Here is a 12,800-nt window from a genome sequence, read left to right on the forward strand (position 1 = left end):
GGCGATTTTGGGGCCGTGGGTATTTCTCGACCACCAACGGCGCCATCACAGAGGACATCGTACTTCAGTACTTGGAAAAGCACATCGCCGATCCTACCGGCGCCAGCCGGTAGTCGTTCAGTTCTCCTTGGTTTGCAGACAGAACAAATCCGTCAACCAAGGTCGCAAATTCCATACATGTATCGATGGAATAGTTCGCGTGACATGGATCAGCGGCGAATGGGTCGTCGCACCTCTGGCGCGAGTTGCGCAACCACGCCCCTTGAGAACATAAAAATTGTCGACCAAAAATTTTGCCGAAGGCTTCCAGAAAGAATTTGACTGTGATATGATAATATCTGCCTATTCGTCTCGTAGGACCTCCAAGCTAATCATGATGAGTGAAATGTTGTTTTTTTTCCTCATGCAGGCGGATTTGCGCACAGCTACATACCGCTCCAGAAATCTCTATTGCGCGACATTCCCGTTTGTTGTCTGGAATATCCGGGTCATGGAAGCCGAATAAACAGTCCATTGATCAATTGTTTCGAAGCAATAGTAACGGATTGCGTAGATCAAATTCTTAGGGCTTGCCCTAGGCCTTTCCCTGCCAGGGTTGCACTGTTTGGACATAGCCTGGGTTCATACATCGCCTATGCTGTCGCACTCAGGCTGAGAGAGAACTCAATCGAAGTTTCCCATTTCTTTTGCTCATCTGCACGGTCGCCAGAATACATAGGCAAACATGGGTATCCATTCGATATTCGGGGAATGAGTGATTCTGAGCTCTCTTTTTTTCTAGTTGATAAAATGGGCGCCGATCCCAATGTCCTTTTGCATCAAGATTACTCAAAGGTTTTTCTAAGGATCATTCGGAATGACTTCGAACTTTTCTATAATGCTCCCCTATTCGAGAGGGAGTCTATTTCCTCACGTATTATCGCCATCCTGGGTGAAGAAGACGAAATAGGCCGCTCTCATATGGTTGAATGGAAATTAGTGTCTTCCGGCACTTTCAACCTTCAGACGTTCCGCGGAACACATTTCTACCTGTTTGAACAAGTCAACATCGTCAGCGAGTTCATTAAGCAGCATCTATGACTCTTCACGGCGCAAAAATGTTCAGTCTGCTTTTTGCAACTCTCGCTCATTCCTCTTCGCTATCCCATTTCGCTTTGGAATTGGGAACAAGGGATACCGATATCATCCTGATCAATGAAAGCGCTAAGATCAAAGTGCCACTGCCATCGGGCACAGTGCAGAAGAGAAAGATAGAATTTATTCTGGGCCGATATTGCGCGAAAAAAGCAATGGCCCACTTTGATCGCGATTATGAAAACTGCTCACTATCAGTAAGGAAAGATAGAAGCCCCGATTGGCCCTCTGGTATCGTGGGCTCTATCACTCACAGCGACCGATATATCTGTGCCGTAGCAGCTCAATCCGCTGATTTGTCGGGCTTGGGGGTCGACTGTGAGGCGATCATCGCACATGAAACGGCCAGGAACATTCATAAACATATCGTCCAGCCTGCAGAATGGGCGCTGTATGCGCATTCTCCCTCCCGGCTGGATCTGGCGGAATTCGTGACCCTTATTTTCTCTGCAAAGGAAAGCATCTTCAAATGTTACTTCCGGCACATAGGAAAGCACTTCTACTTTAAAGACGCTTCCATCGACGGCATAGACTTTGACAGTGGCCTGTTTTCTTTCACCTTTACGAGCGATCTCAACGAAACATTCAATAAAAACTTCCATGGCACGGGAAGCTTCACAAAAACGCAAGACCATATCGCAACGGCGGTCACTTACAAGAGTGCTCCCCGGTAATACCGTAAGCGCTTACACAGGCTTTGAAGTTCCTGGGCAGCAGCAGGTCGATGTCTTTCTGCTTGTGGCCATTTACGATCGCCGAGAGGACGCCTGTCAGATAGCTATGCGGCTCGACGTGGTTCAACTTGCACGTCTCGATGAGCGAGGCGACGACGGCCCAGTTCTGAGCACCGGCATCGTGGCCTGCGAAGAGGGCATTCTTACGCTGTAGGGCGATGGGGCGGATCGTGCGTTCGACGGCGTTGCTGTCCATCTCGATACGGCCGTCGGTCAGGAACAGGATCAAACCGTTCCAGTATTTGGCGATGTATCTGAGGGCCTCACCTGTGGGCGACTTGGAAGACACCTGCGTTTGGGCGTGATCCAGCCATGCCTAGAAGGCTGCGGTCTTGGGCGCGGATTTTTGGTTCCGAACGGCCAGGCGTTCCTCTGCTGACTGCCCACGGATCTGCTTCTCGATCCGGTAAAGTGCCGCGATCTGCTTGAGCCCCTCCTCGGCAATGGGGGCTACGTTGTTGTGGGTCAGGTCATAGAGTTTGCGCCGGGCATGGGCACAGCCATAGGCTAAATCGATCGGCGCATTGTCACGCAGATCAAGCACGCGGTTGTAACCAGCATAGCCGTCCACCTGCAGGATGCCGCTAAAGCCCTGCAAGATTTGAGACGCGTATTTGCCGGATCGTCCGGGTGTGTATGTGAAGGCTACGCCGGGCGGTTCAGGACCATTCCATGCCCTGTCGTCCCGCGCCAAGGCCCAGAAGTAGCCTTTCTTGACCTTCCCCCGCCCCGGATCGAGGACAGGTGCGGGGGTCTCGTCCATGAAGAGTTTGGAACTGGTTTTGAGATGCGCCAGCAGAGCGTCATGGATGGGCCTGAGTTCATAGGCGGCTTTGCCCACCCATGAAGCCAAGGTGGAGCGCTCAATATTGACGCCTTGGCGGGCATAAATCTGGCTTTGCCGGAACAGAGGCAAGTGATCGGCATGTTTTGACACCAGAACTGTTGCTACCGCAGCTTCGGTTGGGATGCCGCCCTCAATGAGGCGCGGCTTCGCAGGAGCTTGAACAATCCCGGCCTCACAGGACCGGCACGCATATTTGGGTCGGCGTGTGACGAGCACTCGAAACTGTGCCGGGACGATATCCAATCGTTCACTGACATCCTCTCCGGCCACGTGACGTTCACTGCCACAAGAACAAGTTGTCGTCTCGGGCTCGATCACCTCTTCCACACGCGGCAGATGCTTTGGCAATGCCCTATGCGGTTTGCGCTTGGCAGGCCTTGTCTTTGGCGGATCAATCGCTTCATCTTCGGCATGGACCGCGGCCATGGCGGTCTCGATGTCTTCCAGCGCAAGGTGGTATTGATCCGGATGACCCTTCTCGGACTTCGCGCCATAGAGCGCACGCTTGAAGTCAGAGAGCAGCTTCTCAAGTCGAATGATACGATCTTCCTTGCGTTCGATGATACCGTCGCGCTTGACTACGGTCATTGAATTGGACACCCCGCGTCATTGAGTGTGATCACCAAGGGTCACATGATTGATCATGCACATCAGGTGCTGCGCGCGGCGGCCTACAACGAAAGCAAAGGCATGAAGCGCGTAGACCTCACATATCGCAGCGGTTCATGCCTTTGCGGGCGCGCCTAGTGCCAAATCCCGGCAGATTGACATCTGAACCTCAGTCCAATGTATGCATGGTCCCAACAAGAGTATGCGCCATTGCCCTCACCGAACCGGTCCTTCCTGGCCGGCGCGGCGAACGTGCCGGAAGAGCCCATACTGTGAATTGCGATTTTTCGCTGCGCGCGCTCGCGGCACCGAATATTCTGCGCAGGCGAAAAAATCACCGCCGCCGTGCAGCGGCGATTTCGGCCATTCGTGAATCGCGCAGCATTTTTTGAGGGGTGAAATTACAGGTCGCGGGACTTTGCTGCCGTTCAAAAATTGAAATTCAATGTCCGCTATTCATATGCGATGGCTCTCTGAGCGGCTCAGTTTCGCCAGGCAGAGCAGGCCCAAGAGAACGAGCGGCAGCCCTATTGCAAATACGGTCGAGGCAGTCTGTGGGTCAGGTGTGTGGCTGATTCCAGATGCATTTGCCACCATCCCGAGGAGCGCAGCACCGAGTGCATAGCCAATCCTTTGGGCCGTTGGGATCGCCGCTGAAATCAACGCACTTTCTGTATCGGTTTGTCCCGCTGTCGCAAACCGTGGAATGAACGACCATGCCATCCCGAAACCTGCCCCCTGCAACAGCGCCGCAAATGCAACGAGAAGAACGGGGCCGGACGCTATGAATAGCCAGAGGCCAATGACTCCAGCGACTACGGTGATGAGGCCGATGGCAATCATCATACAATCCTGACTTTCGGGTCGTCCGGAAACCAGTGCCGCAACCCCCGCCCAGGCGACCGCTTCAATCGCAATGAGATACCCCGCTTGAAGTGGCGACAGGCCATGCAACGTGACGAGAAAAAACGGAGCATATGCCCCAATCGTGATGGTACCTGCGGCAAAGGCAACGACCATACCGATCGTGGCTGATGCCCTGTCTCTCAGCAGAGGGTCACACCTAGGCAATAAACGTCCTTTTGGGGTGCGTCCATCCAGATAAAGAAAACCGACCAAAAGGAGAGAGCCAAGCGCAATCAAAAGTGGAGTTCGAACAAGAGAAATCTCTTCTCCTGCAAAGGCAATACACAGGATGCCCGTCGCCAGAAGGGTCAGTCGACCGACAGGCCATGTCCCTCGCGCATGTGATGTTTCTGCTATTGGTGACGCCATGATCCAGATGAAAATTGTCAGAGCGAGCGCTGCGGTCGCGAATGTCCAGAAGGCCAGTCTCCAGGTCGCAAATTCCACAAACACCCCACCGATCAAGGGGCCAAGAAATGCAGACCCGGCCCAGAGCGTAGAAATCAAGGCAATCGCACGTGCGCGAAGGTATCTTTCGAAGAGCGTCGTGACGGCGACAAAAGACATCGCCATCAATCCACCGCCTCCTAAGCCCTGAAACAGTCTTCCCCAGAGCATGGTCGGCATCGTACTGGCGGCAGCGCTTATTCCGCAGCCTAACGCAAAGGACAGTGCACATAGGGCCATCGGATAGCGTAGACCGAAACGGATCAACAGATAGCCGCTGGAGGCACCGACGATGATCGAGCCGACCTCATAGAGCATGACGACCCAAGACATGAGATGTGTTCCACCGATGTCAGCGACGATCACGGGCAGCATGGTGGCCACTAAAAGACCGTCGGCAGCGTGCAGTGTGACCGCGAGGCCGATCACTAAAAGCGATGCAACATGCCTTCGGACGAAAAGATCGCGCCATCGAGCTGTCGGAGGATGGGGTGGTTTACTCAATTCAGCACCTCGACCTCATCTGTCATAAGGACTGATAATGCTTTCTGAGAAACGGTACGACCGGCGGCAATCTCGGCCTCGTAAGATTGTTCAGCCGCTATGATTTCTTCGCAACGGATGATAGTTTCATCAATTCGCTCAAAGGGCACGATGACAACGCCATCGAAGTCAGCGACGATCATGTCGCCAGTACGGACTTGTTGCCCGCCAATGTTTATAGGCAGCCCGACTTCTGCCGGGCCACTCGTATGGGGCGAGGCCGGATTCAGACCTTTGCACCACACAGGCACGCCAACTTCTGCGATGCGTTGGTAATCGCGTACCGGCCCATCAGTTATGAAGCCTATCGCACCAGTGTTTTTCAACATCCCCATCATGAGATCACCGGCTGCAGCACAGCCCGTGTAGCCATCGACTGTGGCAACGAGGATATCTCCAGCCTCAATGAACTTCATCGCGGCAAGCGTCCCGAGGATGTCCGCCGGTCTGTTTTGTGCCGTCAATGCTGGTCCTACCGCTTTTCTTGGCAGGTCATGAGAGTGTCCCAAAAAAGAGATACTGGTCGCAAGCGTAGAAGCGCCGCCAAGTGCATCTGATACATTTCCGGTCGAGAATTTTGCAAGCGCCTTGACCTGCTGCGGTGTTGGGCGATGAAACGATGAGGATACTGTCAGCTTCTTGGGTTCTTCAATCATGGTGGCTCTCCAGCAGGGATACTCCGTGCTAGAATGTCATGCTTTGAAAAACCAATGATCTTATCTCATATGCGGATGAGCCTGATTAAAGCGTAAATTGATCTGACATGGCCGCCATCTCATGCAGTAGCCAAAGGGCAAGCATTCTGGCCATATTCTGGTGTCTGCTGTCAGTATTGATCGACAGTATGATTGGGCGGTCATGCGCCACCACTCCCGGAAAGGCGGGAACCAGCCGACCTGCCCGAAGGTCGTCATCCGCTATGGTTTGGCGGAGCAACACGATACCTCTCCCATGAACGGCAGCCTGCAGGGCAAGTTCGACGCTCCCATGCGTTTCGGTGTGTTCGCCGACGGGATCATGACTAGTCGAACCCATTGCTTCCTTCCAAGCGTCCCAGGACGCTCCGTATTGGGCTAGATGTTGCTCCTGGCCGAGGATGATTTTCGTTTCTATGCGAAAGTCTTCATCCGAAAGCACAGTCTGACCAACGCGCAGAATGTCGGGACTACACAAAGCGAAGCAGGCGTCGTTTGCGAACCGCATTGTCTCGAAGCCCACGCAGCCGTCGAAACCAATGACCAGATCGGCATCACTCGCCTCGCCCCAAGACCTCAGTTCAAATTTCAATGCTGAAGGTTGCGCTTCCATCCGATCTAGGCGCGGCAGGAGCCAACGGTTGGCGAGAACAGGATCGCAATGAATGAGCAGCGCGTTGTCTGGCTGGTTTTCGCTTAGAAGCTCAATGCCATCGTCCAGCGTGGCAAGAACTTGAGCAGTCAGCGCAGCTAGCGCGGCACCTTTTTCAGTCAACCTCTGTGCATTTCCTTCGCGCTTGAACAATGCGAATCCGCAGCGGAGTGAAAGTTCCTTTATCTGATGGCTCACTGCGCTCGGCGTTACGCCAAGCTCATCTGCGGCTGAAGTAAAGCTGAGGGTCCGCGACGCCGCTTCAAAGCAGCGAAGGTAGCCTAAAATGTCTCTCAAATCGAAGCCCGCGTTGTAGTTTTAGGCGGTAGATCCACCTTTCTTTTTCCACCATAGCGGACCTTGGGGCCAAGTGCAGCATTTTGGAGGTATAAGCTCTTTGCGGCCCGATGCCTGCGCAGCAATGCTCACGCGGCGGATAACACCACACCGGTCTTCCGATAGATTTGCCAAACCTCTGATTTCGCGCGGTCTCGGTCAACGCGCGGTCATTCACAGCCCAACAGCTGATGTTCATGCCCTGGGCGGCGAAATTTGACTGCGAGCCCAACCCGGCCATCTCCTTTTTCTGCTGCGCGCGCACGCAGCGCGAAAATTGCTGCACCAGCTTAAAGTTCTAATCCGCCGCGCGGCGGGAAAATCGGTCATTCATGCCAGCCGCAGCAGAAACAAAAGGCTCAACGCTACAGACGCGGACGGAGCGGACGGTGAGGTTAGAAACCTAAGCGGCTGCTTAGTGGCAGAAAGCCGACGTCAAGCTTCTCCCATCACGTCAAGCACTATCTTTTCTACAGCTTCATGGACGTCCTCGCGGTCCACGCCCGGGTTGTCAATGAAAACAAATTCCTCCCCTTCAATCACATTGGCAGTCGGAAAGCCGAGGAATGTGTAGTGGCCGACGTTCTGTCCGATGCTGACCTTGTCAAACCGCGAGTTGATTGTCGCTAGCCAATCAGCGCAGTCCCTGGAAGGTGCCTCGGTGTCAGCTTCCCCAGAGATCAGCGTCACTGGGATCGAAATTGATTGTAGGGACTCTGCGTCAAACGCGCGAACCGGTGGAGCGGGAGCAATTGCGGTGATCGAACGAATGCGCTCATCCTTAAAGCTTGCATCCTGTCGCGCCCACGACTTTCGAAATGTTGACGAACTTTCGAGCAGGCGCTTAATATGGCTTGCAACGTTGGGGAATTCTCTTGGTCCGGTGGCTGACGAAACACCCGATCGCGACGCCCAAGATAAGTAACGATCCATTGAGGTTCGAGCACCCGCAAGTGCCAGAGCTGTGTAACCCCCAAGCGAGAAGCCAACCGCGTGAACGCGCTCCACGTCGAGCCGTCCGGAAAATGGTCCGTATTCGCTTAGCATCGACAGAAGGGCAGAAAGATCAAGAGCACGCTCCCACCAACAAAGAAAGCCTTCGGCGCGATAGGGTTCACGCCCGGTATTGCCGTGGTGGTGCGCGCCGATAACAACATAACCGTTTTGCGCTAGCCTTCGCGCTAGCCAGCCCATGCTTTCGGGTGAACCGCCAGTGCCGTGCGATAGAAGTACGACCGGGAACGCTGAACTATCTGCTAATTCTCTATCAACTTCGACATCTCCGAGATCGAAAAATTGTCCGTGCGGGCGGTTTCCTCCAGTATCGTCGGTCGAGACCGGATACCACGCCGACCAAGCCAAAGGTCGATCAGTCGCGCCATCCCAATCAAACCGATCACAGTCCATCTCCAAGCCAGTTCGATATCCTACACTGCCCACAGGTAGCCTCCTCTTTTGCGAATGATTGCAGGCGCAACCCTAGAATTTCAAGTGGCGAAGATGCGTGGGATCAAAGTCCGCGTCTTACCAGTTCGTGGGTCGTGCAGCGAACGGCGATTGCTGCACTTGCATCCGCTCTGTGTTCTTAAACTGGTATGTCGTTCGCACATAATGTGATCCGAGGAGGATGATTGCAATCCCGTCGCACATAATCTGATCTCATTCGCAAATAAAGTGAGTTTGGCACCCCGGATAGCGTCAAATAATTCGAGCGAGAATCCGGGATGTTTGCAATCCGAGCCCCGAATAAGTGCAATTCGCTACAGCTATCGCGATCTACCACCATCGGCTGATCAACAAATCCTTGCGGAAAATCGTGGCGCAGAACATAGTGCGAACATTATTACTCTTCAGCGAGGCTACAATTGATGGAAAACATCTCCCCCTACCTGCCGGGCATCCTGCTTTCTTACGGCGCATTTTTGATGGCGATTGCTAGCCCCGGTCCAAACGTTCTCGCCGTGATCGGAACCTCTATGGCGGTGAACCGACCTTCAGGCATGGCACTTGCTATGGGTGTTGCGACAGGAACACTAACGTGGGCGGTGCTTACCGCAATCGGACTATCAGCCCTGCTTGCGACTTACGCTTCGGCAATTCTCGTTATCAAAGTGTTTGGCGGTCTCTACTTGCTCTGGTTGGCGTATAAGGCGTTTCGGTCGGCGGCATCTGCCCACGACGTCGATGCCACAGAGCTGGCGGGCGGTCGGCGCACTGCATGGGGCTACACAAGGCGCGGATACATCATCCAAATGACAAACCCGAAAGCTGCACTGGCATGGATCGCGATTATTTCGCTCGGCCTCGCTCCCGGTGCGCCTCTGTGGGTCGCTGGCGCGATTGTGGGCGGCACGTTCGTCTTGTCCGTGGTGATCCACCTTCTCTATACGGTCGCGTTTTCAACCCCGATGATGGTTCGCGTTTACGGGCGCGCACGCCGCTTCATCCAAGGCGCACTCGGCACGTTCTTTGGCTTCGCAGGCCTTCGCTTGCTGACCGATCGGAGTTGAGCGGATGGGAATCTACGACGACAACGCAGCAGCCCAAAATCTCAATACAGGTTTCGCGGTGATGGTGCGGATCACGGCTAAGGAGGGTGAGGCTGACGCCATTGCTGAAATCCTCCAGAATTTGGCCAGACCATCAAACGCGGAACCGGGCATGAAGTTCTTCATGCCTTACAGATCGCCCGACGATCCTTCGCAGTTCTTTGTTTATGAGCTTTACGAAGATGCCTCTGGGTGGGACGCGCACAACGCTTCGCCACACTTTCTCGCAGCCGTTGATGATCTTGTCGCAAAGGCCGCACACCGAGAGCGTATCCCGTTTGCGCCCTTCGTGACATAAGGCCGCTCATTCGAACGCAAGTCGCGATGGAGTGCCCCGGAACAGGTAGCGGCCATTGGCGCAAATGCAGCGAAAGAGCGGTTTGTCCCGCGATCTGTGTATTCAATCTCTAGAATCGAATGACTGCAATGGTGACCGGGCGGCTTGCCCTCCCACGTTCGCCAGGTGGTAGATCAGCCCTGATTTTCCCATGGGGAAGTCAGATCAACGAAACTGGCCGCACGGGCAAACAGGGGATGGGGTTAGTTTGCGCCGTTTGAATCGAATTCATCTGATAGTCAACAGTTCCTCTATTGTTCCGCCTTAACTGGATCCTACGAACAAACCTTCCTCTGTGGTTGCCGTCCGCTATGCAAGTCGTTTTTACCTTTCTGGAAGTGATCGAGTGCTTTCCTCTGTCAGGCCTGTTTATGCGACGCTTCTTGATTGCCGCTGGCCGGTATGGTGATCCGCGGGATGGGTCCAAATCCGATCGCCGGGCTTTAGCGGCCCTAGAAGGTTTGCTGGTTTTCCCATTCCCGGATTTCTCGATTGTTCCATTCAGGTTTGGACGTCTTACACTCCTTTCAGCTACACCTGCGTGCTGATGCTCTATCAGGCCGTAATTGGCGTAGCCGGTTCAATATACTCTTCGCGTTTCGTCAGCATAGCCCAGATCTGTCGGGCCATACGGTTGGCCAATGCAATCGCAACAAGCATTCTGGGCTTGCGCTTCATCAACCGGTCGATCCAGTCCCCATCACGAATTGGTTTCCGACCCAGCCAGTTCAGCCGCGACATTGCGCCAATAATCAACAGGCGACGAATGTCTGATTGCCCAGCTTTGGACACAGCGCCCAGCCTTGCTTTGCCGCCAGTCGAGTTTTGCCGTGGCACCAAGCCTAACCAGGCGGAGAAGTCTCGCCCACGCCTGAAGCTGGCCATGTCCGGTGCAAAAGCGCTGATCGCAAGGGCCGTGATCGGACCAAGCCCTGGCATGGTCTGAAGACGAGATAGTGTTTCCGATTGATCAGCAAGGCGCTTCACCTCTTTGCTACGCTCATTGATCCGTTCTGTTTTCTCGGAAATTTGGGTGAGCATGTCCCGACAGTCATCCAAAACCACTTGCGGGACATCAATGTCCGTTCGCTCAAGGATCTCCCACGCCTTTCCAAGGGAACTAATTCCTTGCGGGAGGGTTAAGCCAAATTCAAAAAGGGCTGCACGGAGTGCGTTTACCAATTCCGTCCGTTGCTTAACAAGTCGCTCTCGCGAGCGAAACACCACCGCTTGCGCCTGCTGCTCAGTCGTTTTTGGAATTACGTAGCGCATCTCCGGTTGACGCGCAGCAATGACCAGCGCCTCAGCATCCGCTGCATCATTCTTTTGACGCTTCACAAAGGGCCGAACATATTGTGGCGCGATCAAACGCACCTCATGCCCCATTTTTGCAAGCTCCCGCGCCCAGAAATTTGCGCTGCCACAAGCCTCCAAGACCACCGTTGCCGGGTCGCGCTCAGCCAAAAACTTCTCAAATTGTGGGCGGGTTAGTTTCTTGCGAAACAAAAAATCACCCGATTGTTTTGCCCCATGAAGCTGAAAAACGTTCTTTGCCAAATCAACCCCAATGATCATATCATCCATGCCGTCGTCCTTTCCTTGATGTGGCCATGACACCACAAACTTGGCACACTACGATGCCGTTCGGATAGGACGGCAACCACACCATTCGATCGGGCCTTTACGCGCGGTTGAAGCGGCAGCCAAAGATTGGAGCTATTTCAAAGTGAAAAACCACTTGGCCCCGGGAGCACGCATGACAATCTCATCTGGAATAGAATCCGGGCCCGACAAAAATACATTTGATCCAAAATGACTGTGCATATGCGAAAGTCTTTGCAGGCGTAAGCCAGTCAAGTCTTTATAAAAACTGGAGTATTTATCGGTCGCGATTAGCTCTGCAATCTTATCTCTATGACACCGGACTGAATAGGCGTGTGCATTGGTAATGTCTGGATCACTCAGCATTCGATCCAATTCAGCATTCATCATGGGAAGCCGGTTTTGAATGGAATGATCTTCCTCGGCGTTGTTGTTCATACGAAACCAAACTGAAACTAATGCAACAGTCCCTGCTGGTTCGAGGTCAATCTTTCATCCGTCTCATCACCAGCGATTTGTCCGGTATGGACGCTCTTGCACCCATCGTTTCCGTCGCCAGTGCGCCGGCCGTCATCGCGAATTTAAGGCAGTCAGTAAGGGATTTCCCCGCGGCCCGGCGCGCAAGAAACGCAGCATTGAAACAATCGCCGGCCCCTGTGGTGTCCACGACCTCGGCTTTCAGCGCAGACATCTGGCAACTTTCAATCGATCTCTCTTGGCCCCGTGCGACGGCAAAACTCGTCCCTGCCCCGCCGGTGCAGACAACGCATTGCAGTCTGCCAGACAGAAGATCTTCGATAGCGCCCAACTCGGGTTCACTCCCAAACAGCATCCTGTATCCAACATCATTGATGAACATGAAATCTGCGACCCGGGAGGCCTGCTCAAAACTGTCGCGGTCAAGGCCCGCTGCTGCATCGACATCTACGCAGATAAGCGACGGCAACTGTTCAGCACACTGCGCGATCCGCGCAAAATCAACGGCCATCAAGTAGATTGCGTCGAATTCTGACAAAGTATCGGCGTCGACGCCTTCCTTGCCGGTCTTTGGGAAGGGCACGTAAATCAGGGTCTTTTCGCCATCAGGTCCGATCGCGATGATCGTATGAGCGCCGCGTTCTACGCTGTGAGTGCGGAGCTGGCCCACATCAACACCGCCATCTTGAAAAGCGTCTTTGTGAAACTCGCCTTCCCATCCGTTCGCGACCTGCCCGATCATGCTTGGGCGCAGGCCAAACTTTGCGGCAGCACAAGCAAAATTCGACGTTGTTCCGCCCGCTGCAGATCCAACAAACTGCCCCAACATCTTTCCACCAGCCATGAGTTCGTCGGATGTCCGGTATATCTGATCAATTACGGGATCACCGATGACTGCAATCTTATTCATTTTGTCATTCCTTTTGACAAAC

At 53.9% G+C, this 12,800-nt stretch carries 10 protein-coding genes and 3 pseudogenes; 5 read left to right on the plus strand and 8 right to left on the minus strand.

What is annotated here, in order from left to right:
- The 3 genes and pseudogenes from V6N04_RS19020 to V6N04_RS17680 all read left to right on the plus strand — a co-directional run.
- A pseudogene (locus tag V6N04_RS19020) lies at window positions 1-113 on the plus strand (IS200/IS605 family transposase); the annotation flags it as partial.
- A 286-nt stretch (window positions 114-399) separates the two neighbouring features.
- A pseudogene (locus V6N04_RS17675) lies at window positions 400-1,080 on the plus strand (thioesterase II family protein); the annotation flags it as partial.
- The gene (locus V6N04_RS17680; protein ID WP_371171516.1) at window positions 1,077-1,808 is read left to right on the plus strand and encodes a 4'-phosphopantetheinyl transferase family protein; all 732 of its coding nucleotides are present in this window, start codon (window positions 1,077-1,079) and stop codon (window positions 1,806-1,808) included. The pseudogene V6N04_RS17675 and the gene V6N04_RS17680, both read left to right, overlap by 4 nt.
- On the opposite strand, the pseudogene tnpC reads toward V6N04_RS17680, so the two are convergent.
- From tnpC to V6N04_RS17705, 5 genes and pseudogenes are all read right to left on the minus strand, one after another.
- Window positions 1,783-3,303, minus strand: a pseudogene (gene tnpC, locus V6N04_RS17685) (IS66 family transposase). The gene V6N04_RS17680 and the pseudogene tnpC overlap by 26 nt on opposite strands.
- 477 nt (window positions 3,304-3,780) lie before the next feature.
- The gene (locus V6N04_RS17690; RefSeq protein ID WP_371171517.1) at window positions 3,781-5,181 is read right to left on the minus strand and encodes an MFS transporter; all 1,401 of its coding nucleotides are present in this window, start codon (window positions 5,179-5,181) and stop codon (window positions 3,781-3,783) included.
- Window positions 5,178-5,876, minus strand: a complete 699-nt coding sequence (locus tag V6N04_RS17695; protein WP_371171518.1) for an RraA family protein — start codon at window positions 5,874-5,876, stop codon at window positions 5,178-5,180. The genes V6N04_RS17690 and V6N04_RS17695 overlap by 4 nt, the downstream gene beginning before the upstream one ends.
- Before the next feature lie 85 nt (window positions 5,877-5,961).
- Window positions 5,962-6,864, minus strand: coding sequence for a LysR family transcriptional regulator (locus tag V6N04_RS17700; protein WP_371171519.1), 903 nt, complete (start codon window positions 6,862-6,864; stop codon window positions 5,962-5,964).
- A gap of 474 nt (window positions 6,865-7,338) precedes the next feature.
- On the minus strand, window positions 7,339-8,343 hold the full coding sequence (locus tag V6N04_RS17705) for an alpha/beta hydrolase family protein (protein WP_371171520.1): 1,005 nt from the start codon (window positions 8,341-8,343) through the stop codon (window positions 7,339-7,341).
- A 428-nt stretch (window positions 8,344-8,771) separates the two neighbouring features.
- Between V6N04_RS17705 and V6N04_RS17710 the strand changes: the two genes are divergently transcribed.
- The gene (locus V6N04_RS17710) at window positions 8,772-9,413 is read left to right on the plus strand and encodes a LysE family translocator (RefSeq protein WP_371171521.1); all 642 of its coding nucleotides are present in this window, start codon (window positions 8,772-8,774) and stop codon (window positions 9,411-9,413) included.
- 4 nt (window positions 9,414-9,417) lie between these two features.
- Window positions 9,418-9,750, plus strand: a complete 333-nt coding sequence (locus V6N04_RS17715) for a putative quinol monooxygenase (RefSeq protein WP_371171522.1) — start codon at window positions 9,418-9,420, stop codon at window positions 9,748-9,750.
- A 594-nt stretch (window positions 9,751-10,344) separates the two neighbouring features.
- On the opposite strand, the gene V6N04_RS17720 is transcribed toward V6N04_RS17715, so the two are convergent.
- The 3 genes from V6N04_RS17720 to V6N04_RS17730 all read right to left on the minus strand — a co-directional run bounded on the left by V6N04_RS17720 (window position 10,345) and on the right by V6N04_RS17730 (window position 12,778).
- A complete protein-coding gene (locus tag V6N04_RS17720; protein WP_371171523.1) occupies window positions 10,345-11,373 on the minus strand; it encodes an IS110 family RNA-guided transposase in 1,029 nt (342 codons plus the stop codon).
- 132 nt (window positions 11,374-11,505) lie between these two features.
- Window positions 11,506-11,829: a hypothetical protein gene (locus V6N04_RS17725; protein WP_371171524.1), complete on the minus strand. Its 324-nt coding sequence runs from the start codon at window positions 11,827-11,829 to the stop codon at window positions 11,506-11,508.
- 46 nt (window positions 11,830-11,875) lie between these two features.
- Window positions 11,876-12,778, minus strand: coding sequence for a carbohydrate kinase family protein (locus V6N04_RS17730; RefSeq protein ID WP_371171525.1), 903 nt, complete (start codon window positions 12,776-12,778; stop codon window positions 11,876-11,878).
- Between the last annotated feature and the right edge of the window lie 22 nt (window positions 12,779-12,800).

Source organism: Aliiroseovarius conchicola, from assembly GCF_041403445.1.
GTDB lineage: Bacteria > Pseudomonadota > Alphaproteobacteria > Rhodobacterales > Rhodobacteraceae > Aliiroseovarius > Aliiroseovarius conchicola.